At 60.1% G+C, this 24,580-nt stretch carries 23 protein-coding genes and 4 tRNA genes; 13 read left to right on the top strand and 14 right to left on the bottom strand.

Translation table 11 applies throughout. From position 1 onward, the window contains the following. The first annotated feature begins 2 nt into the window (after positions 1–2). The 3 genes from GA0061101_RS12700 to GA0061101_RS12710 all read left to right on the top strand — a co-directional run bounded on the left by GA0061101_RS12700 (position 3) and on the right by GA0061101_RS12710 (position 1,805). A complete protein-coding gene (locus GA0061101_RS12700; protein ID WP_037201806.1) occupies positions 3–389 on the top strand; it encodes an Mth938-like domain-containing protein in 387 nt (128 codons plus the stop codon). A gap of 16 nt (positions 390–405) precedes the next feature. Further along, positions 406–1,266 carry a phytoene/squalene synthase family protein gene (locus tag GA0061101_RS12705; protein ID WP_047557818.1) on the top strand — a complete coding sequence of 287 codons (861 nt, stop codon included), beginning with the start codon at positions 406–408 and terminating at the stop codon, positions 1,264–1,266. A 77-nt stretch (positions 1,267–1,343) separates the two neighbouring features. Next, positions 1,344–1,805, top strand: coding sequence for a hypothetical protein (locus tag GA0061101_RS12710; RefSeq protein ID WP_092573678.1), 462 nt, complete (start codon positions 1,344–1,346; stop codon positions 1,803–1,805). A gap of 6 nt (positions 1,806–1,811) precedes the next feature. Here GA0061101_RS12710 and trmFO read toward each other — a convergent pair whose 3' ends face one another. The 3 genes from trmFO to GA0061101_RS12725 all read right to left on the bottom strand — a co-directional run bounded on the left by trmFO (position 1,812) and on the right by GA0061101_RS12725 (position 3,970). Beyond that, on the bottom strand, positions 1,812–3,248 hold the full coding sequence (trmFO, locus tag GA0061101_RS12715; RefSeq protein WP_047557812.1) for a methylenetetrahydrofolate--tRNA-(uracil(54)-C(5))-methyltransferase (FADH(2)-oxidizing) TrmFO: 1,437 nt from the start codon (positions 3,246–3,248) through the stop codon (positions 1,812–1,814). A 130-nt stretch (positions 3,249–3,378) separates the two neighbouring features. Then, positions 3,379–3,522, bottom strand: coding sequence for a DUF1127 domain-containing protein (locus GA0061101_RS41045; RefSeq protein ID WP_080739470.1), 144 nt, complete (start codon positions 3,520–3,522; stop codon positions 3,379–3,381). A 301-nt stretch (positions 3,523–3,823) separates the two neighbouring features. Further along, the gene (locus GA0061101_RS12725) at positions 3,824–3,970 is read right to left on the bottom strand and encodes a DUF1127 domain-containing protein (RefSeq protein ID WP_080739469.1); all 147 of its coding nucleotides are present in this window, start codon (positions 3,968–3,970) and stop codon (positions 3,824–3,826) included. Positions 3,971–4,851: 881 nt separating this feature from the next. Here GA0061101_RS12725 and GA0061101_RS12730 point away from each other — a divergent pair. The 5 genes from GA0061101_RS12730 (at position 4,852) to GA0061101_RS12750 (ending at position 9,700) form a co-directional block, all read left to right on the top strand. Further along, on the top strand, positions 4,852–6,003 hold the full coding sequence (locus tag GA0061101_RS12730; RefSeq protein WP_092573679.1) for a DUF2157 domain-containing protein: 1,152 nt from the start codon (positions 4,852–4,854) through the stop codon (positions 6,001–6,003). Further along, entirely contained in the window at positions 6,000–6,617 is a 618-nt protein-coding gene (locus GA0061101_RS12735) for a GDYXXLXY domain-containing protein (RefSeq protein WP_092573680.1), read from the top strand. The genes GA0061101_RS12730 and GA0061101_RS12735 overlap by 4 nt, the downstream gene beginning before the upstream one ends. 144 nt (positions 6,618–6,761) lie before the next feature. After that, positions 6,762–6,846: transfer RNA gene (locus tag GA0061101_RS12740), tRNA-Leu, on the top strand. A 280-nt stretch (positions 6,847–7,126) separates the two neighbouring features. Then, on the top strand, positions 7,127–8,617 hold the full coding sequence (tig, locus tag GA0061101_RS12745) for a trigger factor (protein WP_037201821.1): 1,491 nt from the start codon (positions 7,127–7,129) through the stop codon (positions 8,615–8,617). Between the two features lie 420 nt (positions 8,618–9,037). Then, positions 9,038–9,700 carry an HAD family hydrolase gene (locus GA0061101_RS12750; protein WP_245297479.1) on the top strand — a complete coding sequence of 221 codons (663 nt, stop codon included), beginning with the start codon at positions 9,038–9,040 and terminating at the stop codon, positions 9,698–9,700. 37 nt (positions 9,701–9,737) lie between these two features. Here GA0061101_RS12750 and sthA read toward each other — a convergent pair whose 3' ends face one another. From sthA to phaC, 6 genes are all read right to left on the bottom strand, one after another. Next, the gene (gene sthA, locus GA0061101_RS12755; RefSeq protein WP_037201823.1) at positions 9,738–11,141 is read right to left on the bottom strand and encodes a Si-specific NAD(P)(+) transhydrogenase; all 1,404 of its coding nucleotides are present in this window, start codon (positions 11,139–11,141) and stop codon (positions 9,738–9,740) included. A gap of 109 nt (positions 11,142–11,250) precedes the next feature. Further along, complete coding sequence (locus tag GA0061101_RS12760) at positions 11,251–11,829, bottom strand: tyrosine-protein phosphatase (protein WP_245297472.1); 579 nt, start codon at positions 11,827–11,829, stop codon at positions 11,251–11,253. Positions 11,830–12,108: 279 nt separating this feature from the next. Continuing rightward, positions 12,109–12,909, bottom strand: coding sequence for a RadC family protein (gene radC / locus GA0061101_RS12765; RefSeq protein WP_425349996.1), 801 nt, complete (start codon positions 12,907–12,909; stop codon positions 12,109–12,111). Between the two features lie 42 nt (positions 12,910–12,951). Continuing rightward, on the bottom strand, positions 12,952–13,788 hold the full coding sequence (gene map / locus GA0061101_RS12770) for a type I methionyl aminopeptidase (protein WP_092573683.1): 837 nt from the start codon (positions 13,786–13,788) through the stop codon (positions 12,952–12,954). Positions 13,789–13,790: 2 nt separating this feature from the next. Then, positions 13,791–14,540, bottom strand: a complete 750-nt coding sequence (gene sfsA / locus GA0061101_RS12775) for a DNA/RNA nuclease SfsA (RefSeq protein WP_092573684.1) — start codon at positions 14,538–14,540, stop codon at positions 13,791–13,793. A 14-nt stretch (positions 14,541–14,554) separates the two neighbouring features. Next, positions 14,555–16,396 (bottom strand): class I poly(R)-hydroxyalkanoic acid synthase, encoded by a 1,842-nt coding sequence (phaC, locus tag GA0061101_RS12780; RefSeq protein WP_092573685.1) that lies wholly within the window; start codon positions 16,394–16,396, stop codon positions 14,555–14,557. A gap of 159 nt (positions 16,397–16,555) precedes the next feature. Here phaC and GA0061101_RS12785 point away from each other — a divergent pair, with 159 nt between their 5' ends. The 4 genes from GA0061101_RS12785 to recJ all read left to right on the top strand — a co-directional run bounded on the left by GA0061101_RS12785 (position 16,556) and on the right by recJ (position 21,691). Further along, a complete protein-coding gene (locus GA0061101_RS12785; RefSeq protein WP_037201838.1) occupies positions 16,556–17,005 on the top strand; it encodes a hypothetical protein in 450 nt (149 codons plus the stop codon). Between the two features lie 223 nt (positions 17,006–17,228). Continuing rightward, a complete protein-coding gene (locus GA0061101_RS12790) occupies positions 17,229–18,446 on the top strand; it encodes an LL-diaminopimelate aminotransferase (protein WP_034505203.1) in 1,218 nt (405 codons plus the stop codon). Between the two features lie 64 nt (positions 18,447–18,510). Then, complete coding sequence (locus GA0061101_RS12795) at positions 18,511–19,830, top strand: homoserine dehydrogenase (protein WP_037201840.1); 1,320 nt, start codon at positions 18,511–18,513, stop codon at positions 19,828–19,830. 55 nt (positions 19,831–19,885) lie between these two features. Continuing rightward, positions 19,886–21,691: a single-stranded-DNA-specific exonuclease RecJ gene (gene recJ, locus GA0061101_RS12800; RefSeq protein WP_425349995.1), complete on the top strand. Its 1,806-nt coding sequence runs from the start codon at positions 19,886–19,888 to the stop codon at positions 21,689–21,691. A 77-nt stretch (positions 21,692–21,768) separates the two neighbouring features. On the opposite strand, the gene GA0061101_RS12805 is transcribed toward recJ, so the two are convergent. The 5 genes from GA0061101_RS12805 to GA0061101_RS12825 all read right to left on the bottom strand — a co-directional run bounded on the left by GA0061101_RS12805 (position 21,769) and on the right by GA0061101_RS12825 (position 23,804). Next, positions 21,769–21,843: transfer RNA gene (locus GA0061101_RS12805), tRNA-Glu, on the bottom strand. 119 nt (positions 21,844–21,962) lie between these two features. Continuing rightward, positions 21,963–22,037: transfer RNA gene (locus GA0061101_RS12810), tRNA-Glu, on the bottom strand. A gap of 84 nt (positions 22,038–22,121) precedes the next feature. After that, positions 22,122–22,196, bottom strand: a tRNA-Glu gene (locus tag GA0061101_RS12815). 168 nt (positions 22,197–22,364) lie between these two features. Continuing rightward, entirely contained in the window at positions 22,365–23,099 is a 735-nt protein-coding gene (locus GA0061101_RS12820) for a hypothetical protein (protein WP_245297473.1), read from the bottom strand. A gap of 264 nt (positions 23,100–23,363) precedes the next feature. Then, complete coding sequence (locus GA0061101_RS12825; RefSeq protein WP_047638040.1) at positions 23,364–23,804, bottom strand: VOC family protein; 441 nt, start codon at positions 23,802–23,804, stop codon at positions 23,364–23,366. Positions 23,805–24,000: 196 nt separating this feature from the next. On the opposite strand from GA0061101_RS12825, the gene GA0061101_RS12830 reads away from it, so the two are divergent. Next, a complete protein-coding gene (locus tag GA0061101_RS12830; RefSeq protein ID WP_037201851.1) occupies positions 24,001–24,579 on the top strand; it encodes a cold-shock protein in 579 nt (192 codons plus the stop codon). Position 24,580 lies beyond the last annotated feature (1 nt).

A 24,580-nucleotide genomic window follows, 5' to 3' on the forward strand; every position in this document is an offset into this window, starting at 1 on the left:
CATTGGCAAAAGGTATAGAAATCCGTAGCGCGCATTTTCCGGGGCGCGCGCCGATCGACGCTTACGGCAACGGCGGTTTCCGCTTTGCCGACATGTCGCATCGCGGCTCGCTGCTCTGCCTGCCCTCGGGCATCTATGGCTGGGACATGATGCTGGGGGACGCGTTGACGCCGGACCGTTTCCAGAAGGTGCTCGACGAGGCAGCACAGATCGAAGTCCTGCTTGTCGGCACCGGCATGGAATTGCGGCCATTGCCGGCTGATCTGAAAGCAGCCCTGCGCGCCAGACAGATTTCTTCCGACCCGATGAGCACCGGGGCGGCGGTTCGCACCTTCAATATCATGCTGTCCGAGTCGCGTGCGGTGGCCGCGGCGCTGATCGCCGTTTGACCTCCGGATCGTGAGCATGACGACATCAGCTGCGCCTCGTGGCAATCGGGATATCTGCCTCGCGACGCTTCGCGATACCGACCGCGATCGCTACCTTGCCTGCCTGTTGGCACCGGAGGAGAAACGTCCAGCACTTGCCGCGCTCTATGCCTTCAATGCCGAGCTGGCACGCGTGCGCGATCTCGTGCACGAGCCGCTGCCCGGCGAAGTGCGCATGCAGTATTGGCGCGATCTTCTCGAAGGGCAGGCCCACGGATCGAGCGAAGCCAATCCGATCGCCTCAGAGCTTTTGATTGCGATCGAGCAGCACCGGCTACCGCGTCAGACGCTGATCGACATGATCGATGCGCGCATCTTCGATCTCTATGACGATCCGATGGAGACGCGCGTCACTTTGGAAGGCTATGCCGGCGAGACCGCCTCGGCCCTCATTCAGCTTGCAAGCCTGGTTCTGTCGCCGGAGGAGGCTAGACGTTCGGCTGATGCGGCCGGTCATGCGGGCGTCGCGCAGGCGATTGCCGGCCTGCTGTTGCTGATGCCGCTGCACCGCCATCGCGGTCAGCTTTACCTGCCGCTCGAAATCCTGACCGCGACGGGCCTTGATCGCAGCACCTTCCTCGCAGGCGAGGACAAGGCGCGTATTTCGGCCGCGATCGAAGCATTTGCCGGCCTTGGTCGCGAGCATCTGGCCAAGGCGAGGGCGGCGGGCACCATACCGCCGGCGGTGTTTCCGGCCTTTCTGCCGGCAACCCTCGCGGAGCCGGTCTTGAAGAAGGCGCAGAGGCTCGGATCCGGCCTGTTTGATCGCTCCCTGCTGCTGCCGCAATGGCGCCGGCAGATGCGCATGGCGCTGGCATCAATCACAAAGCAAATCTAAAATACGTCAAGCTCGCGCAAGTCTCGGCGTGTATGGAGATGGTCGAGCACTTGATTTGCATATCAGGGGGAGTTGCCGTGGGTATTGTCGTCTGGTGCATACTGTTTGCGATCGTCGTCTTTTTCGCCTTCTTCGCCACGCGCATGGCATCGCAGAACAAGGAAGACGGCCTGCACGACACCGGCCTTGCCATCCTCGAATTCGGTCGTGCCTTTCCGACCGAAGCCATCCGACAATTGCAGATCACAGCGAATGGTCAGGCGGTGTTCGTCCGCCTGCATGACGATAAGGCCGGCTTCATGCGCAGCCTGCACAATCATTTCAGCGTCCACCTGATCGAGCCCGGTCGCGCGCACGCCAAGGATTCGGGCACCGGCCGCGGACTGACGATCGATTTCCTCGATGCTCCCCATCATAACGGGACATTCGAGTTCGCAACGCCAGCGGAAGCGGCGGAAGTCTCTCTGTGGCTGCTTGGCAACTATGTTGTCAACGACGACACTAAACCAATACATTTGATGCCGCCGGCGAAGGCCTGAGACATCTCAGGCACTTTCGGCGAGCATCTGCGTCTGCACGCCCAGCCATTCCGCGCAATCGGCAAGCGCGCGTTTGGCGATGAGCTGGCGCTTCATGATGGTCTTGTCCTTGCCGCGAAAGCGCTTGATGCCCTCCGGCTTGACGATCGAACCCGGCTCCAGTTCCGGGAAGAGCCCGAAATTGATGTTCATCGGCTGGAACGACCGCTTGCCCGGCTCTTCGTCGGATACGATGTGCCCGCCCGTGATGTGGCTGAGCAGCGAGCCGAGAGCCGTCGTAGCCGGTGGCAGGGACGGTGCTTCCCCCTTGCGTTCCGCGGCGGCGAAACGGCCGGCGAGCAACCCGATGCTGGCGCTTTCGACATAGCCTTCGCAGCCGGTAATCTGGCCGGCGAAGCGCAGGCCCGGCCGCGACTTCAGCGTCAGTGAGCGGTCGAGCAGGGTCGGAGAATTGATATAGGTATTGCGGTGCAGGCCGCCGAGCCTTGCAAATTCGGCATTCTCCAGGCCCGGAATCAGGCGGAAGATCTCCGCCTGTGCGCCGTATTTCAGCTTCGTCTGGAAGCCGACCATATTGTAGAGCGTGCCGAGCGCATTGTCCTGGCGCAGCTGCACCACCGCATAGGCTTTGACGGTTGGGTTATGGGCGTTGGTCAGGCCCATCGGCTTCATCGGCCCGTGACGCAGCGTCTCACGCCCGCGTTCAGCCATGACCTCGATCGGCAGGCAGCCGTCGAAATAGGGGGTGCCTTCCCACTCCTTGAAGCCGACGGCGTCGCCGGCGATCAGTGCATCGAGGAAGGCATTATATTGGGCTTGATCCATCGGGCAGTTGATGTAATCCTTGCCCGTGCCGCCCGGTCCAACTTTGTCGTAGCGCGACTGATACCAGCAGATATCCATATCGATGCTGTCGCGATAGACGATCGGGGCGATGGCGTCGAAAAAGGCGAGAGCATCCGCGCCCGTCTCGGCCTGGATGGCGCTGGCAAGCCCCGGCGCTGTCAGCGGGCCGGTGGCGATGATCGCCTGATCCCATTCCTTCGGCGGCAAGCCTTGGATTTCCTCGCGAACGACCGTGATCAAGGGATGGCTTTGGACTGCCTGTGTGACTGCTGCCGAAAATCCGTCGCGGTCCACCGCCAGCGCGCCGCCGGCCGGAACCTGATGCTTGTCGGCGCAGGCCATGATCAACGAACCGGCCAGACGCATTTCCGCATGGATGACACCGACAGCATTGCTGGTCGCGTCGTCGGAGCGGAAGGAGTTGGAACAGACGAGTTCGGCCAGATCATCGGTCTTGTGCGCTTCGGTGCCGCGCACGCCACGCATCTCGTGCAGGATGACGGGCACGCCGGCATTGGCGATCTGCCATGCGGCTTCCGAGCCGGCGAGGCCGCCGCCGATAACGTGGATAGGGGAGTGGGAATTGGTCTGTGTCATGCGCGCGTCATTATCACGGGGCGGGCGGCGATCCAATTGCTTTGCGCAAATGCCGAGATCAAAAACAGTGCGGGAATCAAAAACGGCGCCGAAGGCGCCGTCTTGAAGCAGTCTACTCAGTCCGTATCGATTAACGGAAGGAGCGGGAAGCGATATCGCGGATCTCGTAGCGGCTGACGCCGATGTCCGACAGGGTCTGGCTGGAAAGGTTGCCGAGTTCGTTCAGAGTGCGGCGGTAGCTAATCCAGTTCTTGGCAATGCGAAGCGGGTTCATGATCTTGTCCTCAGTGTCTTTGTTGCGAGCGGTACGATTACCGCCTCAGCGCTTGCACTCTATATAGGCGCGAAGACGTGCTTTGTGCAGTGCAAATTAAAGGCGTCTGCCATGCATTTGTGCAGTGTGACGCCCAAAAAGCCATCAATGCCTAAATTTTATATGCTGTGCACAGGGCGAATAGCTTCAGGAGGACGGGCCGATGCTGCGTTGCGAAGCGGGCACAAAAAGAACGCCCGTCGCGGTGGTCCGCAACGGGCGTTGAGAAGGCTCTCGCTGTTGGGCGAAGCCTATCCGGCGACTAGCGGCCGGTGGCTTCGCGAGCAACGCGGTGAATGTCTGCGCGGTCGATGCCGAGGTCGTGCAGTTCACGCGAGCTCATGCGGCCGAGTTCGGTAACGGTCTGACGATACTTGCGCCAGTTGTTGAAAGAGCGGGTCAGGTTCATTTTAAGTCCCTTTCGAGGATTTGAAGATCTCGCGGCTCCGCAATCGGTTCCGTCCTTGATCTGATGCTTCTCAATATATGCTGCACCGCAAGAACTAAAAGAGCGAATGCTTCATGCCACCTATGCGGTTTGCGCAAGTCTTGCAGGCGATTTACCTGGAGGTATGGCTGCTTTATGTGCATATCGCGGCAAAGTGGAGAATGGCTGGGAAGTCGGATTTCGAATAAAGCCGAGGTTTCCGAGAGGAATTCTTCCGGCTGCCCGCGTTTCCGCCAGCCCTGCGCGTTTGGAGGTGGTCAGGAGGGACCTTGCGGGATAGCGAAAAGCGATCTTCATGCCGGCGATTGCCGTGTTTCCGGCGCGCAGCTATTCGGTGGCCGATAGCTCCTCAAGGGCCGCGAACGCCGCTTTAGCGGTAGCTAAACGGTTGAATTGGGAAGAAAAAATAACGCCCACCGCGGGAGGAGGTGCGGTGGGCGTCATTTGTGATGATTGACGACTGGGAGGAGGAGTGTCGTCAATCTATCGGAGCGCACTGGGAGGAGGAGTGTGCGGCTCCGAATTCCGTGTCAGGATCTAAACCCTCAGGCTGTTCCGATTTGCATCGGCCCGGCGCGCCATCGCCGTGTTTGTTGCTTTACAAATAGTATGATTTTTCGATTTTGTGCAGCGCAATAATTTCATGGGAGGTATGTATTCGACGCATGCCTCTCATGGGTATCAAGATACCGCGCCACATCATACTAAAGGATCGCTTAATGCTGTATTAACGAGGGACATATTCGAGTGGAGAGTGCCAATCGCAAATGCGTGCGGGCCGGCATCGATTGCATGCCGATTTGTGCTAACTCTTCATTATACGGGAGTCGCAGGGGGCAGGGATGTACAGAGGCAGGCTGGAGCGGGATCTGAAGATCTGGGTCGACAAAGGTCTTGTCGATACGGCGGCGGCAGAGGCTGTGCTGCGCGAATATGACGGCCGTCAGACGAGTTTCAGCGCGGGGCGGGTGCTGACCATCATAGCAGCCGTGCTTCTTGGCTTGGCCATACTGCTTTTCGTTTCTGCGAATTGGGAAGCGATTCCGAGGATCGTACGTCTCGCGGCGCTCGTGGCAATGATATGGGGCTTCTATCTCGGCGCCGCCTATCTGTTGGCCCTGAAGCGTTCGATACTGGCCTCGGGGTTGCTGATCCTCGGTACGCTGAGTTTCGGCGGCGCCATGGCGCTCGTCGGCCAGATGTACAATATGTCCGGCGATGAACTGACGATGATGATCGTCTGGTTCGCCGCGGCCTGCATCGTGGCGGCGTTGTTTCGATCCAGCGCGCAGGTCGCGCTTGCCGGCTTCCTCGCCTGGGCTTTTTGCGGCGTCTATCTATGGGACAATTTCGATCAATGGCACGGCGTCATGCCATGGGTGCCGCCTCTGATGGCCGCTGTTCTGATTGCGCTCGTCAGGTATGTTGATGCGCCGAGCGCGCGGCACTTCGCCTATCTCGTGCTTGTTGGGTGGTTGACCTGGCTTTTTGGCCTGCATGAGAGCCTGAATGCGGCAATCCTTTTCGCTGCCCTCGGAATGGCGGCCTTTCTTGTCGTCAGTATCCCGGCCTCGCCGCTCATGCCTCTCGTGCGAACGGCAGGGGCAGCGCCGGCCTTCTATGCCTTTCTTGTCGCCGCGATCGGCTTCTTTTTGATCCATGCAGAAATCAGCAACGGATCCTTCGACGATAATGTCTGGGTGGAAGACAAGCTTCCGCTCATCATTGTGGCTGCCGCGACGCTGGCGAGCTCGGTGATCGCGATCGCCCTTGGCGGCCGGGATAGCGGCCGGGATAATGGCGCGGTGCGCTATCTCGCCTATTTCGTCTTCGCCTGCGAGATTCTCTATCTCGCCAGCGAGACGATCGGCTCGATCATCGGTACGGCGGGCTTCTTTCTAGTTGCCGGCTTGCTGGCGGCATTTGCCGCCTGGCTGGTCATCCGGCTGGAGCGACGATTTTCCGATCATGGCGGGCAGGGGACGCGGGCATGACTTATCTGGCTGACAAGAGCGCTGCTATAAGTAACCCTCGTCGCTTGTGGATCGCCGCTATCATCGTTGCAGCCCTGCAGACGGCCGTTCTGGGTTATATGGTCGGCGAGCGGGCCTGGGGACTGCGAAGCGGCGTCGAGGTTATCCTGAAGACGGCGCCGGTCGATCCGCGCGATCTTCTGCGTGGCGACTACGTCACGTTGAACTACGATATTTCGCGGGTTCCCGTCTCGACGCTGGTCGGTGGGCCGCCGAAGGAAAGCCTGAACAATCAGGTCCTGTCCGTCCGCCTGAAGAAGCAGGATGACGGCTATTGGGGCATTGTCGAATCGTCTTTCGCAACGCTGGACGCCAAGACTGATACGGTCGTGCTGAAAAGCCTGCCCTTCGATTATGTGTCCTATGGCGATTTGGCCGACACGTCTCAGGCGACGATCGCAGTTACATACGGCATCGAGCGCTATTACGTGCCGGAAGGCCAGGGGCACGACATCGAGAATGCGCGCAACGACAGTCGCGTCGCGATCGCGGCCCGCGTCTCGTCCGATGGCGCCGCCCATATCAGAAGCCTGCTTCTCGACGGCAAATCCGTTTACGAAGAGCCGCTTTATTGATGAAGTTTATCTGTGGAAGCCGGATAAGCTTGCGCATGGTCGTGGAACCGTCATTTTTCCTTTGCGTGGTTTGAAACGGGTGATATAGAGACGCCGCGCTCCGGAAGGCCCCATGGGCAGGCATCGCCGTGCGGTTTTGGGAACGCGGGTATGGTGAAATTGGTAGACACGCCAGATTTAGGTTCTGGTGCCGCAAGGCGTGGGAGTTCAAGTCTCTCTACCCGCACCAGGACTGTCTTGTGGACAGGGGGAGGCTGAACAGGTCTGTCTTCCGATATGCCGCAGGACGCGCCATTTTGCCCAGAGCATCCCGCTTTCGGATAGGGAGTGGATAAGGTGCTTTGGCTCGTAACGGGATAGGGCTGCCTTTTGCGCGTTCATTCGAAGGCGCGGCGCTCTTGGCAAAGTGATAGGGAATTGCATCCAAGCCACGCTCGGGATTTTCCGGCGTCGTGCTCACTGAAACGAACGGCTGTCTGGGCACGGCCGCCATGAATGAAGGTAGGACAATGCAGGTTATCGAAACGCTCGCTGAAGGGCTGAAGCGCGAAATCAAGGTGGTCATCCCCGCCAAGGACATGGAAGTTCGCATGAACGAACGCCTGGCCGAGGTCAAGGACAAGGTCCGCATCAACGGCTTCCGTCCGGGCAAGGTGCCGGTCGCGCATCTGAAGAAGGTCTACGGCAAGTCGATCATGGCCGATCTCGTCAACGAGATCGTTCGCGACCAGCCGCCGGCGATCCTGACCGAGCGCGGCGAAAAGTCGGCAACCCAGCCGGAAGTCGCCATGACCGAGGACAAGGACGAAGCCGAGAAGATCCTCGCTGCCGAGGCCGATTTCGAATTCACGCTGTCCTACGAAGTCATCCCGGCAATCGAACTGAAGTCCGTCAAGGGCATCAAGATCACGCGCGAAGTTGCTGAGATCGGCGAAGACGAAGTCACCGAGCAGATCCTCAAGATCGCCGAAAGCGCTCGCAGCTACGAAGCCAAGAAGGGCAAGGCCGCCGATGGCGACCGCGTCACTATCGATTACCTCGGCAAGGTCGACGGCGTAGCCTTCGATGGCGGCAAGGACGAAGACGCACAGCTCGTCCTCGGTTCCAACCGCTTCATCCCGGGCTTCGAAGAGCAGCTCGTCGGCGTCAAGGCTGGCGACGAGAAGACCATCACCGTGACCTTCCCGGCTGACTACCCGGCCAAGAACCTCGCGGGCAAGGAAGCAACCTTCGACATCAACGTCAAGGAAGTGGCCGCTGCCGGCGAAATCGAAATCAACGACGAACTCGCCTCCAAGCTCGGCCTCGAATCGGCCGATCGTCTGAAGGAAATCGTCCGCGGCCAGATCGAAAGCCAGTACGGCTCGGTTACCCGTCAGAAGGTCAAGCGTCAGATCCTCGACCAGCTCGACGAAATGTATCAGTTCGACACCCCGCAGAAGCTGGTCGAAGCCGAATTCGCCAGCATCTGGCGCCAGATCCAGACCGACCTCGCTGAATCGGGCAAGACCTTCGAAGACGAAGACACGACCGAGGAGAAGGCTCGCGAAGAATATCGCAAGCTCGCCGAGCGTCGCGTCCGTCTCGGCCTCGTTCTCTCCGAAATCGGCGAGAAGGCCGGCGTCGAAGTCAGCGAAGACGAGCTGCAGCGTGCACTTTACTCGCAGCTCCAGCAGTTCCCGGGCCAGGAAAAGGAAATCCTGGAATTCTTCCGCAACACGCCCGGCGCCTCCGCCAACCTGCGCGCGCCGATCTTCGAAGAGAAGGTCATCGATCACCTGCTGACCGAAGTCGACGTAACGGACAAGACCGTCTCCAAGGAAGCGCTGCTGGCCGACGACGAAGCCGAAGACAAGCCTGCTGCCAAGAAGGCCGCTCCGAAGAAGAAGGCTGCCGCAAAAGCTGAAGCGACCGAAGCTGCCGCCGAGGGCGAAGAAGCTGCTGCTCCGAAGAAGAAGGCAGCTCCGAAGAAGAAGGCTGCTGAAGACAGCGCCGAATAATCGGATTTTCTTCTGGACTGAAATTGAGCCCTGCCGTTCGCGGCGGGGCTTTTTTGTTACTAAGGGGCGTGGGGGCCATCCTCGCCCTTCGAGGCTCCAGCCTTCGGCTTCCACACCTCAGGGTGGGGATGGAGAGCGCGTCGCGACATAAAGTCAGCTCAACGTGGCAGTCTTGGGCTGAAGGTTAGCCCTCATGGTGAGGTGCGCAGGCTGTAAGGCCGAAGCCCCGAACCACGAGGGCGGGCGGTGAACTATCACAACCCACTCAAATCTCCGATTTGATATCGCCCATGCGATTCTAGGCATCACCCCGCGGCACCGGGTCTCTATCGATTGCGCTGGATATTTCTTAGCGGCGTCACGCACATTGTCTAGAAAAGCGGCGCGATGAGATGACGAAGGATACCTGACTTGATTGAAGTGGTGATGTTTGACCTCGATGAAACCCTCATCGACCGGCGTACGGCGCTAAAGGCGTTCCTGCCGGATCAATTCAAGCGGTTCGGGGATCAACTGCAGGGCGTAACGTTTCAGACTTTCGAGGCAACGTTCTTTGCGTTGGAGAAAGAAGGTCTCGTCGACAAACAAAAACTCTACCCGAGATTGGCGACGATGCTCGGTGTGGGCAGTCGTTGTCGAGATCGTTTGCTTTCCGATTTTCAAACGCGATATCCGCATTTTGCAAGGCTATCAATTGGTGCCATCGAAATGCTCAGTGCGCTACGGGCGCGTGGTTTAAAGACAGCCATCATCAGCAACGGCCACACCGGGGTTCAATCGGCAAAAATTGAGATCACCGGACTCAAAGATGCCGTCGATCTTGTTGTCATTTCGGAGGATGTCGGGCTGCGGAAGCCAGATCCACGAATTTTTCAGCTCGCCGCTGAACGGCTGGGCGCAACTCCGGCGCGCTGCATCTTCGTCGGTGATAACCCGGAGGCAGATGTCCTGGGTGCGGAAACATCCGGAATGACAGGCATATTTTACAGCGCCGGGTGTTCGTGGCCGGACACATTGCCATCCCCGAAATACAGCGTCGAAACTCTCGTCGAAGTCCTACCTCTTATCGAAGCTCTTGCGTGAACTCTGGCATCTGCACCTGACGCCAGCCTATAGCCGCTCAAAGCTCCGACTTGATATCACCCATACGGTTCCAGGCGTCGAGGCCGGCGATCTTGTAGGCTTCGGCAAGCGTTGGATAATTGAAGGTATTTTCGACGAAATATTCCACCGTGCCCTTCAGGTTCAGCACCGCCTGGCCGATATGGACGAGTTCGGTTGCGCCTTCACCGACGATGTGAACGCCGAGCAGCCGGCGCGTCTTCAGCGAGAAGATCATTTTCAGCAGGCCGGTGTCGAGGCCCATGATGTGGCCGCGTGAGGTCTCGCGGAAGCGTGCGATGCCGCATTCGTAGGGAATGTGCCGCTCCTTGACCTCTTCCTCCGTGAGGCCGCAGGTGGAGATTTCCGGCACGGCGTAGATGCCGTAGGGGAAATACTTCGGCGGCTCTTTGGCGATCGCGCCGACGGCGACGCGGGCGGCGATGCGGCCTTGTTCCATGGAGGTGGAGGCAAGGCTCGGGAAGCCGACGACGTCGCCGGCGGCAAAGATATGCGGAACCTTGGTGGCAAAGGTTTCCGGATTGACGCTCAGGCGGCCGCGGGCGTCGGCTTCGAGCCCTGCTGCAGGAAGATTGAGCGTGTCTGTCGCCCCCATGCGACCGGCGGCGAACAGCACCATGTCAGTCATGAGGCGGCGGCCATTGTCGAGCGTCAGTTCCACCTTGCCATTCTGCCGGATGACCTTTTCCGCCTTCTGGCCGAGGAGCAGCTTCATGTTGCGATCCCGAAGCTGGTAGATGAAATCCTCGACGATCTCCTTGTCGATGAAGTCGAGCATGGTGGACTTCGGATCGATCAGCGTCACCTGCGTATCGAGCGCGCTGAAGATGGTCGCATATTCGATGCCGATAACGCCTGCGCCGATGACGACCATCGACCGCGGCAGCTCCGCGATCTCCAGCAGCTCGTCGCTATCGAGAACCGTCTTGTTGTCGAAGGGCATGTAATCGGGACGAAACGGCTTGGTGCCGACCGCCAGCAGGATGCTGGCTGCGGAAACGGTGACGACCTCGCCGTCATCCTTGACGACCTGCATGGTCTGCGGATCGACGAAACTCGCCTTGCCGCGAATGTGCTGCACGCGATTGCGCGCAAACTGATGTTCCAGCACCTCGACCTCATGATCGAGGGTGATCAGCAGGCGGCGGCGCAGGTCCTCCGCGCTGATTTCCTGCTTGACGCGATAGGCGCGCCCATAGAAGCCGCGTTCGCGCCAGCCAGAGAGATTGAGCGCGGTCTCCCGCAATGTCTTGGAAGGAATGGTGCCGGTGTGAACCGAAACGCCGCCGACGCGTTTGCCCTGTTCGATCACCAGCACCTTCTTGCCGAGTTTGGCGGCCTGAATGGCGCCTCTGCGGCCGGCAGGGCCGCTACCCACGACTAGGAGATCGAATTGGTCCATTGGGAAGCCTCGGATGATTGGATTGGGAATCAATGTCGCAACGCAACATGCTGTCCGTCAACCGGTAGCGGCTCAATGTTACAGATTATCTAACAGGAAACGCCGGTCCTCAGGAGGATGCGAGGCCAAGCCAGGGTTCCAGCTTTTGGAACGTCCGGTCCATGGCATAGGCGCGCGTGAAGGGCAGCGGCAAATGCCCGTATATGATCGACATCTGGCCGGCCGCTGTTGCCTCGTTGGTCTTGGCAATGGCCGCGAGGTAAAGTGCCGCCGCAAGCCCGGTGCGGTCTGCGCCGGCCTGACAGTGAATGAGAAGCGGTTTCGGCGCGTCGCGCATGATCTCGACGAGCTGCGCGGCTTGCGCCTGCGTCAGTTCCCGGTTTGAGGACATGCGGAAATCGATATGATTGATATGGAGCTGCGTTGCCTCGGCGACTTCCTGGTCGTACCAATGATGACCGCCGTTGTTGCCGCGCAGGTTGATGATGGTCTTGATGCCGAATTGCTTCTGGAGCTCCGCGATCGTTGCGGCCGACGGCTGGGAGGAGCGATAGAGTTCGCCTGCGATGACCGGATGGAAATTCGTTGTCCAAAGCATATGGGCATAGAAACCGCCTGCGACTGCTCCGAAAGCACCCAAAGCGACGAGCGCGCCGCGACCGACACGGAGAAGGCGTTGGGTAAGCATTGACGGCATCTCCTGCATATGATCTCCGGACAGGCCGAACGCTCAAGCGGATCGGCCAAATCAAAACAACAGCTTCCGACGGCAGATTCGCCGATTTGGATGCGGCGATTCTTCTGCCAGATCATCCTGATGCAGAACTGAAAGCGGAAATCACGGTTGCAAAGACGCAACGGAGCGATTGTGGAGAGGTCCACAATGAGGAACGGTTAAAATATATATTTGAAATTAAAGTGATATGATCTTTATCTAAACTAATACTTCATCGCGTGTGCGACAGTTTTAAATCAAGCGCAATGCTCTGAAGCTGACATGACCGTTCTTGCCGATGATAACATGATCGTGAACAGTGATGCCAAGAGGCTTGGCCGTGTCGATGATCGTCTTGGTCATGTCGATATCGGCGCGGGAAGGCGTCGGATCTCCTGACGGATGGTTGTGGACGAGAATCACCGCCGTGGCGGAAAGTTCCAGCGCACGCTTGACGACTTCGCGCGGATAGACCGGCGTGTGATCGACCGTGCCGAGGCCCTGCACTTCGTCCGCGATCAAGGCATTGCGCTTGTCGAGAAACAGCAGGCGGAACTGTTCCCGCGCCTCGTGCGCCATGGCGGTATGACAATAATCGATCAGCGATTTCCAGGAGGAAAGCACCGGCTTGCCCGTCAGCTCGCTTTTCAGCATGCGCTGCGCAACGCTTGCGACGAGCTTCAGCTCGAGAGCCACAGCGTCGCCGACGCCCTTGACCTCTTTCAGCAGGCTAACCGGCGCGCCGAAGACGCCGCCGAGTGTCCCGAAACGGGTAAGCAGGGCCTTGGCGATCGGTTTGGTGTCGCGCCGCGGGATCAGCCGGAAGAGCAGCAGTTCGAGGATTTCATAGTCGGCCAGCGCCGCATCTCCACCGTCGCGATAGCGGTTTCGCAGCCGCTCGCGGTGGCCATGATAATCGGCTTCGGCGTTAGCTGGGGCTGATTTGGCCGCAGTTGGTGCTGATTTGGCGGCTTGCGTCGGGAAGAACAGCCGCTCGTCGAAAACAGGCGCTTCTTCCAAAGCATCCGCCGCTCCGCCGCCGTCGAGGGGCATGTCGCCATGTCCGGTGAAGGAAGCGGGACGTTTCGCCATGAATTACCCCTGCAGCGGCGGCAGGCCCGGGCGGTCGAGACCACCGGGAGACAGGGTGAATATCTCGCAGCCTGTCGCGGTAACCCCGACGGTATGCTCGTATTGCGCCGACAGCGAGCGGTCGCGGGTGACAGCCGTCCAGCCGTCGCCAAGCACTTTCACGTGCGGCTTGCCGAGATTGATCATCGGCTCGATGGTGAAGATCATGCCCTCGCGCAATTCCGGTCCATCGCTGGCGCGGCCATAATGCAGAATATTGGGCGAGTCATGGAAGAGGCTGCCGACGCCGTGGCCGCAGAAGTCGCGCACGACGGAGCAGCGTTCTGCCTCGGCATAGGTCTGGATCGCTTCGCCGATGGCACCTGTCCGGGAGCCGGGGTGCACGGCGGCGATGCCTCGCATCAGGGATTCGTAGGTGACTTCCAGAAGCCGCTCCGCCGAGCGCTTGATTTCACCGACCGGATACATGCGGCTGGAATCGCCATGCCAGCCGCCCAGCACGTAGGTCACGTCGATATTGACGATATCGCCTTCGCGCAGCGGCTTGTCATTGGGAATGCCGTGGCAGACGACATGGTTGATCGACGTGCAGGAGGATTTCATGTAGCCGCGATAGTTCAGCGTCGCCGGAAAGGCGCCGTGATCCATGCCGAATTCGAACACGAAACGGTCGATGACATCGGTCGGCACGCCGGGCTCGACGATCGCCGCCAGCTCATCGAGGCAACGTGCGGTCAACTGGCATGCCTTGCGCATTCCAGCAAAGGCATCCTGCCCATAGAGGCGAATCGCGCCTGTATTTTTCGCCGGCGCCGTTGCCGCTTCGATGTAATTCACCATGGTTAGCCTTCAGCAGAAATCTTTATACTGGTATCTAATGCAGCTATGCCGGGTTCGTCTATCGGGATCAACCCGGCAGGCGTTATTTCCGTCGCCGAAACCCTGCATTTCAGAGCGTATACTTCGACGCCGCGTCCCAACGCCTGCTCGAAAGCCTTGAGATAGACGGGGTCGAGATCGCCGCAAATCCGGAATCGATGGCAATCAAGCCGCTGGATCACGAACAGCATGACCGCGCGGTAGCCAGCTTGCGCCATGTCACCCAACTCTTCCAGATGCTTGGCGCCGCGCGCCGTTGCCGTATCGGGAAACTCCGCAAGGCCTGGCTGCCGCATGAAATGGACGTTCTTCACCTCGACATAGGTGGTTGTCCTCAAGGGATCGGTCAAGAGCAGATCGATGCGGGAATTGCGGCCGTAATTCTGCTCGCGCCTGACCGTCGTGTAATCGCCGAGATCGGCGATCTGACCGAGGGCGATCGCCTCCGCCGCGATGCGGTTGGGCATAGTGGTATTGACGCCGACCGTCGTGCCATCGGCTTCGATCAGCTCGAATACATGGCGATATTTGCGCTTTGCGCCTTCATGCTCCGAGAGCCAGATGCGCGAATCGGGTGTCGTCAGCCCCAGCATCGAGCCGGTATTCGGGCAGGAGCCGGTGATGAACGTGCCGTCTTCCAGCTCGGCATCGAAAAGGAAGCGTTTGTAGCGTGCGATCAGCCGGGCAGGGACGAGAGGCGGATTGAAGAGCATGAGTGATTGATCGCCTAGGCACGTTCCATGACGAAGCTGCCCGGTGCCTCCTCAAGCGCGTTGAGAGCTTTGCCGCCGGGTTGGCGGGCGGCTGCCATACGATGGTCCTGGGATAGGATCCATGCATGCCAGTGCGTCCACCAGGAACCCGGCGTCTCATTCGCTTCTTTCAGCCACTGCTCGTAATCGCCCTTCACCGTGCCGCCGGTCCAGAACTGGTATTTGTGCTTATCCGGTGGGTTGACGACGCCGGCGATGTGGCCGGACCCTGTGAGGACGAATTCCACCGGTCCGCCAAAGCACTGGCTGCCGACGAAGACGGACTTGGCAGGGGCGATATGATCTTCGCGCGTCGCCAGATTGTAGACCGGGATGCGGACATCCTTCAGCGACAATGTCTTGCCGTCGAGCACCATCTTGCCTTGGCTCAGTGTATTGTTGAGATAGCAATTGCGCAGATAGAACGAGTGGTTGGCGGCCGCCATTCGCGTGGAATCGGCATTCCAGAACAGAAGATCGAAGGGCATGGGTTCCTGGCCCTTCAGGTAGCTGTTGATGAAATAGGGCCAGATGAGCTCGGAGGCGCGAAGCATGTTGAAGGCGGCGGCCATCTTCGAGCCTTCCAGATAGCCGACCGCACTCATCTGCTGTTCGAGCGACGCGATCTGCTCCTCGTCCACGAAAACCTTGAGATCGCCGGCAAAGGTGAAATCGACCTGCGTCGTCAGGAAGGTCGCGGTGCGGATGCGTTTGTTCTTTTCCTTGGCATGGAGGGCAAGCGTCGCGGCCAGCAGCGTGCCGCCGACGCAATAGCCGACGGCATTGACTTCCTGTTCGCCTGTCGCCTTCTCGATCGTATCAAGCGCAAAATCGATACCCTCTCGCGCATAGGAGGTCCAGTCTTTCGCCGCATGGCGCTGATCGGGGTTCACCCAGGAGATGACGAAGACGGTGTGCCCCTGTTCCACACACCATTTTATGAAGGATTTCTGCGGGTTGAGATCGAGAATGTAGAATTTGTTGATCCAGGGCGGGCAGATCAGCAAAGGCCGCTTCAGCACTTTTTCCGTTGCCGGCTCGTATTGGATGACCTGGCAGACGTCGCTTTGCGCGATCACCTTGCCGGGTGTCAGCGCCATGTCCCGGCCAACGGCGAACTTCGTCATATCCGTCTGCCGCAGCCGCAGTTCGCCGTGGCCGAGGCTGATATCCTCGGCGAGCATCTTCATGCCGCGCACCAGGTTCTCGCCGTTGGAGGCGACCGTTTCGCGATAGAGCTGCGGATTGGTCGCGATGAAATTGCTCGGCGAAAAGGCTGCCGTGATCTGCTTCGTATAGAACGTCGCCTTGTGGCGGGTGTGCTCGTCCAATCCTTCGGCCTCGCCGACCAGCTTCTCGGCCCAGCCGGCCGTCAGAAGATAGGTCTGCTTCAGAAAGTCGAAGAAGGGGTTCTTCTGCCAGTCTTCGTCGGCGAAGCGCTTGTCCTTGACCGGCTCTGGCGCGGCGGGCGAATCGCCGCTGAGGCGTTGCAGGGTTTGCGTCCACAGGCCGAAATAGCCCGTCAGCAGATGGGTCTGCGCCTCCAGCGTACGGCGCGGATCGGAAAGCCAATATTCGCCGACCTTGGAAAGCGTCTTGACCATGTCGGTCATCGGATCGGCGACGGTGTCGACCTTCTCGCCGCGCTCGCGCGGCGCAAGCCAGGCGGATGCAGCCTTGCCGAGATTTTCCAGCGCGCGGGCGAAGTTGACGGCCATCGCCTCGGGATCCCTGACAATGTAAGGCTCGACCGACTTCGGGTCGAAGCCCGGAAAGCCGTTGTTTCCTTCACTGTTATCCCGCTTGCTGTCGGTCACGCATCATCCTCCCGGCGGCAGCTGTGTTCTGTTTTCCATTTGTACATCTTGCGGGAAAAGGAATACAAGTCGAATGAAACGCAAGCCTGCTCTTGCTTTGCTGCTGCGACAAATTTAACAGTCGCAACCCAAGGCAAGGAATTGGGCAGGAAGACAATTATGGGCGGCGGCATGGTGGCAAGACTGAACCGGTATTCCGTACTCTGCGGCGCGATGTGCGGCATTTTCGCATTGACCCTCGCAGGCTGCTCGACCCCTGAGGAAAAAGCGGCCTTCGCCAAGCGCAAGCAGCCGCCACAGGCGGTCATCGTCAAATCCGCCAACGGCAGCCCGGTCGATGAAGGCAGCACGCAGCAGCACTACAAGGACGGCTATCCGTCCTTCAACGCGCCGCCGACAGCCGCAAATGTGCAGATCAACGATCAGCAGGCGGGTGATTTGGTCAAGCAGCTGACCGCGCTCGGATCGCAGCGCAAGGCAGGCACGATATCGGAAGCCGAATATCAGAAGCGCGTGGCCGAGATGCGCAAGCTCGCCGCCGAACATGGCCAGGATACGCTGCAGGAAATCAAGCAGCAGGGCGATCAGCCGAGCCAGACGCAGAATTAGCCTTGCGTTTCAGGCGATTTGGACGCAAAGCGTTCGGATGGGCCGAATTTGGATGTGTCTTTATCGGCTAAGTGTGCTTTCTGCGCGCAGCCGCCCAAGATTCACCTTATCCTTCGTGTCAGCATAGTTGCGGTGCCGCGATTCCGGAGTTCGTATCGCGGCTCACCGGGAGATCGACGAACTTCATTGCGGTTGCAAGGGCCGCTGTCCCATGGGGAAAGAAATGGAAGAGTTTCATAAAGTCCGGCGTTTGCCGCCCTACGTTTTCGAACAGGTCAACCGTTTGAAGGCGAGCGCGCGAGCGGGCGGGGCGGACATTATCGATCTCGGCATGGGCAATCCGGACCTTCCGACCCCGAAGGCGATCGTCGACAAGCTGTGCGAAGTGGTGCAGGACCCGCGCACGCATCGCTATTCCTCCTCCAAGGGCATTCCTGGCCTGCGCCGGGCGCAGGCCGCCTATTATGCCCGTCGCTTCGGCGTCAAGCTCAATCCGGATACGCAGGTGGTCGCCACCCTCGGCTCCAAGGAAGGCTTCGCCAACATGGCGCAGGCGATCACGGCGCCGGGCGACGTTATCCTGTGCCCGAACCCGACCTATCCGATCCATGCCTTCGGCTTCCTGATGGCCGGCGGCGTCATCCGCTCGATGTCGGTCGAGCCGGACGACAGCTTCTTTCCGCCGCTGGAGCGGGCCGTGCGCCATTCGATCCCGAAGCCGCTGGCCCTGATTCTCAACTATCCGTCGAACCCGACGGCCTATGTGGCGACGCTGGATTTCTACAAGGAAGTCATCGCCTTCGCCAAGAAGCACGACATCATAGTGCTGTCGGACCTCGCCTATTCGGAAATCTACTTCAACGACGCGCCGCCGCCGTCGGTGCTCGAAGTTCCCGGCGCGATGGACGTGACGGTCGAGTTCACCTCGATGTCGAAGACCTTCTCCATGCCCGGCTGGCGCATGGGTTTCGCCGTCGGCAACGAGCGGCTGATCGCAGCATTGACGCGCGTGAAGTCCTATCTCGACTACGGCGCCTTCACGCCGATCCAGGTCGCGGCGACGCATGCGCTCAACGGCGACGGTTCCGACATCGCCGAAGTGCGCAGCATTTACAAGCGTCGTCGTGACGTTCTGGTCGACAGCTTCGGCAAGGCGGGCTTCGAGATACCGCCGCCGGAAGCGACCATGTTCGCCTGGGCGAAGATCCCGGAAAAATTCCGTCATCTCGGCTCGCTGGAGTTTTCCAAGCTTCTGGTCGAGAAGGCCGACATCGCGGTTGCGCCGGGCATCGGCTTCGGCGAGCAGGGTGACGATTATGTCCGCATCGCTCTCGTCGAAAACGAGCATCGCATCCGCCAGGCAGCGCGCAATCTGAAGCGCTTCCTCTCCACGGCGGATGAGACGATGCACAATGTGATTTCGCTGAACGCCCATCGTTAGTAATGTTACTACACGGCAGCCGTTCCCGCGGCTGCCGTCCCAAGATACTGATCAGGAATTTTCCATGGCAGATGCCCTCAAAATCGGCATTGCGGGCTTGGGTACCGTTGGTGCCTCGCTCGTCCGCATCATCCAGAGCCGCGCCAACGAGCTTGCCGTCACCTGCGGCCGTCCCGTCAAGATCGTTGCCGTCACGGCGCGCGACCGCACGAAGGATCGCGGCATCGACCTGACTGATGTCGAATGGTTCGGCGGTCCGGTCGATCTGGCTCAGAAGGCCGATATCGATGTATTTGTCGAGCTGATCGGTGGTTCCGAGGGCGCCGCCAATGCGGCCGTGCGGGCTGCTCTTGCTCGCGGAGTGCACGTCGTTACCGCCAACAAGGCGCTGCTTGCCTATCACGGCGTCGAACTCGCTGAGATCGCGGAGGAGAAGGGCGTCCTGCTCAACTTCGAAGCGGCCGTCGCCGGTGGTATTCCGGTCATCAAGGCCCTGCGGGAATCCCTGACGGGGAATACGATCTCGCGCGTCTACGGCATCATGAACGGCACCTGCAACTACATTCTGACCCGGATGGAGAAGGAGGGCCTGTCCTTTGCCGATTGCCTCAAGGAAGCCCAGCGTCTCGGCTATGCCGAGGCCGATCCGGCCTTCGACATCGAGGGCAACGACACCGCCCACAAGCTCGCCATCCTGACGACGCTTGCTTTCGGCAACCGCATCGCGGCCGATGACATCTATCTTGAGGGGATCACCAACGTCTCCATCGAGGACATCCGCGCCGCCGCTGATCTCGGCTATCGCATCAAGCTGCTCGGCGTTGCCCAGCGCACTGACAGCGGTATCGAACAGCGCGTGCATCCGACCATGGTGCCGCTCGATTCGGTCATCGCCCAAGTCGATGGCGTCACCAATGCCGTCGCGATCGAATCCGATATTCTGGGTGAATTGCTGATGGTCGGCCCCGGCGCCGGCGGCAACGCCACGGCCTCCTCCGTACTGGGCGACATCGCCGATATCGCCAAGAGCCGGCCGGGCGAACAGCGCGTGCCGGTGCTCGGTCATCCGGCCAAGGCGCTCGAGCCCTATCGCAAGGCGCAGATGCGGAGCCACGAAGGCGGCTATTTCATCCGCCTGACGGTTCTCGACCGCACCGGCGTCTTTGCAAGCGTCGCGACCCGCATGGCGGAGAACCATATTTCGCTCGAATCGATCGTGCAGCGGTCGACGCAGCACCTGTCGCCCTCGGCACACCAGACGATCGTCCTCGTCACCCATGCGACAACAGAGGATTCGGTGCGCAAGGCGGTTGCGGCGATCAAGACCGAAGGCTACCTCGTCGGCGAACCGCAGGTCATCCGTATCGAACGGCCGAAGGAATAGGCTGACCACGGCACCGCGCTTCGAAGGAGCGCTGCCGCTGCAAATTTTGGGAGAGATGGTGGAGCAACCGGTCGATCCAGTTCAACGGGCCTTTCTGGGCGTGGAGCGCTCGGTTTCCGGCAATCGCTGGGTTTCCCGGCTCGACCAGGCCGGTCAGAACAGGGCGCTGGCCATCGCGCAGGTGCACGGCCTGCCGGAGCTGATCGCCCGCGTGCTTGCAGGCCGTGGCGTCGGTATCGACGAGGCCATGGCCTTCCTCGACCCGACGATCCGCAGCCTGATGCCGGATCCTTATCTGCTGACTGATTGCGAGAAGGCGGCTCAGCGCCTCCTGCGCGCGATTAAGGCGGGCGAGACCGTCGCGATCTTCGGTGACTATGATGTCGACGGTGCCGCCTCGTCAGCGCTGCTCTATCGCTTCCTGACCCATTTCGGCGTTTCGGCCAGCATCTACATCCCCGATCGCATCTTCGAAGGCTACGGCCCCAATCCCAACGCCATCAACCAGCTCATCGACAATGGTGCAACTCTGATCGCAACAGTCGATTGCGGCTCCACCAGTTTCGAAGCGCTGGAGGCGGCAAGCGCGCGCAATATCGACGTCGTCGTTATCGATCACCACCAGGTCGCGCATGAATTGCCGCCATGCCATGCGCTGGTCAATCCGAACCGCGAGGATGATCTGTCCGGGCAGGGGCATCTCTGCGCTGCCGGCGTCGTCTTCCTGGTTCTGGTTGCTGCCCTGCGTCAGCTGCGTGAAGCGGGCGATTCCCGGGCACGCTCGGTGGATCTGCTCGCATGGCTGGATATCGTCGCGCTGGCGACTGTCTGCGATGTGGTGCCGCTGAAGGGCCTCAACCGCGCCTACGTCGTCAAGGGCCTGATTGCTGCCCGTCATCAAGGCAATCCCGGGCTTGCCGCTCTGTTTCGCAAGGCAGGGCTCGGCGGCCCGGTGACGCCCTATCATTTCGGCTTTCTGATCGGCCCGCGCATCAATGCCGGCGGCCGCATCGGCGATGCGGCACTCGGCGCGCGCTTGCTGACGCTCGACGATACCGCCGAAGCCGAGACGATCGCCGCCAAGCTTGACGAGCTCAACCGCGAAAGGCAGGCCATGGAGGCCGCCATGCTGCAGGAGGCAGAAGGCGAAGCGCTGGCGGAATATGGCAATGGTGACGGCGCTTCGGTCATCATCACGGCGCGGGAGAATTGGCACCCGGGCATCGTCGGCCTGATCGCGTCGCGCCTGAAGGACAAGTTTCGCCGGCCGGCTTTCGCGATTGCCTTCGATTCGTCGGGCAAGGGCACCGGCTCCGGCCGCTCGATCAACGGCTTCGACATGGGCCGCATGGTCCGCGCCGCCGTCGATGCCGGCCTGCTGGTCAAGGGCGGCGGGCACGCGATGGCGGCCGGCTTGACGGTGGAGCGCAGCAATCTGGGAAAACTGCGCGCCTTCTTCACCGAGAAGGCGGAAAAGCAGGTTGCCGGGCTGGTGGCCAACGAGACGCTGAAGATCGACGGTGCGCTCGGCGCAAGCGGTGCGACCGTGGAACTGATAGACAGGCTCGAAACCGCCGGTCCTTACGGCTCAGGCCATCCGCAGCCCGTCTTTGCCCTGCCGAGCCACCGGTTGCGGGATTCGCGCCTTGTCGGCCAATCGCATATCAAGGTAACGCTGGAAGCGCAGGATGGCGGCCGGGTGGAGGGCATAGCCTTTCGCGCGGCAGAGACGCCTCTGGGTGAATTGCTATTGTCTTCCCGCGGTGCGCAGATCCACGTTGCCGGCACGCTCGGCGCCGATCATTGGCAGGGAAGCCGACGCGTGCAGCTTCGCGTCACGGACGCGGCCAAGGCACCCTGATCATAGACGAGATCGCATGGGCGGGGAACGCCAGCGAAAATAACGGCATAAATTCAAAGATTTCAGGGGAAAGACAGTGGCACGCCCTAGGGGAGTCGAACCCCTCTTTACAGAATGAAAATCTGTCGTCCTAACCGATAGACGAAGGGCGCGTGCTGTGGCGCCCTTATAGTCAGCACCTTTTGTTCCCGCAAGCGGAAAATCGAGAAAAATCCACGACTAGACGCAGATTTTTCGATGCATTTGTGGAAAACGTCGGGACATCGCAATCTGGTACGCCCTAGGGGAGTCGAACCCCTCTTTACAGAATGAGAATCTGTCGTCCTAACCGATAGACGAAGGGCGCAGGCCGTGTGAGCTACATAGGAATAGCGTATTGCGACCGCAAGCGGAAGCTTGATTAACTCATAGATGGCCGGGAGAACAACAGTGGCACGCCCTAGGGGAGTCGAACCCCTCTTTACAGAATGAAAATCTGTCGTCCTAACCGATAGACGAAGGGCGCGTGCTGTTGTGTGGCGCGCTTATAGCGGGGTGATTTCATTCCCGCAAGCGGCAATTTTGCTTTTTTGTGGAAAAAATGACAGATGAGTGAAACCGCCGCCGTGCTCGAATAAGCGAGACTTAACAGGATGTTATCGGAGGTGGCCGAGGTGCCTGGAAACGTCCGCCTTTACTGGCCGCTTCCGTTTTGTATTGGCTGCACCAGCAGTTTGCCGTCCTTACCCTGGTTCTTCGATGCAATGAAGTTCGCCAGCATCGCTGCTTCCTTGCTGTCCAGCTTGCGAACGTTGGAGCCGGGCAAGGGCATGATTTTCGAAGGCGTCGCATCGGCCGTCGGCTTCGTGGGGTTCGTGGAAGTGGATGCGGCGGCATTGCGGATGACGGGCGGCGGCAGAATGGCCTCCGAGGTCCGGTCGGGGGACAAGCCGGGATTGCCGGATTGCGGCGCAACGTCCTGCACAGCGCTCGGCGGCATGCTGTAGACGCTGCGCATCATCGGCGTGATTCCTTGGCCGCCCGCGCCAGGCTGGGTGGTTGCCAAGGTCCCGTCCGGATTGACGGCGATCGGCGGTGGGCTCGAATAGATGCTGCTCCTGTTCGCATTGACGGCGGTCGGTTGCGTGACCAGGCCGGCAATGCTTGCGGACCCATCCGAAGGCGCGGCCGTTGGTGCGGCGGGGTAGAGGGCTTGGTTCTGTTCGGCGATCACCTGCTGCCGCGTGCCGCTGACGCTGTGGACCAGCGGGTCACGATAGGCGACATCGCCCTTCTGCCGTCGCGCTTCAGCCTTGTTGTTCAAGCTGGCCGCGAGCTGTTCGGCTGTTGTCTGCTGCGGAGCAGCCTCCGATGTCTCTTTCGGCTTCGTTCCGGTGGTCGCGCAGCCGGCGATCATCACAAATGACATGACGACCGCAATAGTGCTTGCTAGCTTCTTCCTGCCGTATAAAATCTGTTGATCGCACAAAGGATGTTCCCCGCAAAAAAGGTTTGCATCGGAACGGCCTCCTGCGAGGGACGATGATATCGCGTGCGCCGACTGGGAACGATGACGGCGCGATATCCGATGCATGATGCTTCGAGTCGTCCAAGCATGCCGAGGATGGGCATGGGCGGCAAGCGCGAAACGGATGGCTCCGCGCGTGCCGTAAGCCTCGCGAAAGCTTGCGCCTTACCAGGAGCCGGTGTTGGGCAACGAAGCCCAGGGCTCGGACGAGGGAAGATTGGCGCCCTTCTGCAGGATCTCGATGGATATGCCGTCCGGAGAACGCACGAACGCCATGTGACCGTCACGCGGCGGTCGGTTGATCGTGATGCCATTGTCCATGAGCTTCTGGCAGGTCGCGTAGATATCGTCGACCTCATAGGCAAGGTGGCCGAAGTTGCGTCCTCCGGTGTATTCCTCCGGATCCCAGTTGTAGGTCAGTTCCAGGCTGGGGGCGCCGTTGCTCCGGGATGATTCGGCATCCTCGCCGGCTGCAAGGAATACGAGTGTGTAGCGCCCCTTCTCGTTCTCATAACGGCGGGTTTCGGTGAGGCCGAACAGGGTGCTATAAAAATGCAACGAGGCGTCCAGATCGGTCACGCGGACCATTGTGTGGAGATAACGCATTCTATTTCCTCTCTTAATGTTGGGCTGGGCCGATCTTGGATCGCGACACCAGCTTCGCGCAAGTCTTTGCGGGATAATCTAAGGGTGGGAATAAAGAAAACTAGGACTTGCGCTTTTCCGTTACCAAGATGTTAATCTTGATATCAGGGAATCAGTTAACCGTAACAGTGTGACGCGTAATCGAGGGCTGGCTAGGATGGGTGACAGAATTTCATCGAAGGGAGTTGACGACTTCGAGGAGATGTCGGGCGATGCCGTCGAGCTCATCGAGATCTCGGGCGTCGTCAAGTGGTTCGATGTCGCCAAGGGGTTCGGTTTTATAGTGCCTGACAATGGCATGCAGGATGTGCTGCTGCACGTGACGTGCCTGCGGCGGGACGGTTATCAGACGATTCTCGAAGGAACACGCATCGTCGCGTTGATCCAGCGCAGGGAGCGGGGCTATCAGGCCTTCAAGATCCTCTCCATGGATCAATCGACTGCCGTGCATCCCTCGCAGATGCCGCCGGTGCGCACGCATGTGCAGGTAACGGCGACCAGTGGCCTGGAACGCGCCTTGGTCAAGTGGTTCAACCGCACTAAGGGCTTCGGCTTCCTGACGCGCGGCGAGGGCACCGAGGATATCTTCGTGCACATGGAGACGCTGCGTCGGTTCGGCCTGGCGGAGCTGCGGCCAGGGCAGGTGGTGCTTGTCCGCTTCGGACCCGGCGAGAAGGGTCTGATGGCGGCGGAAATTCACCCGGACGCACCGAGCCCGGCAACGCGGCCGCACTAAT

It is taken from the genome of Martinezella lusitana (assembly GCF_900094565.1).
In the GTDB taxonomy this organism is placed as follows: domain Bacteria; phylum Pseudomonadota; class Alphaproteobacteria; order Rhizobiales; family Rhizobiaceae; genus Rhizobium; species Rhizobium lusitanum.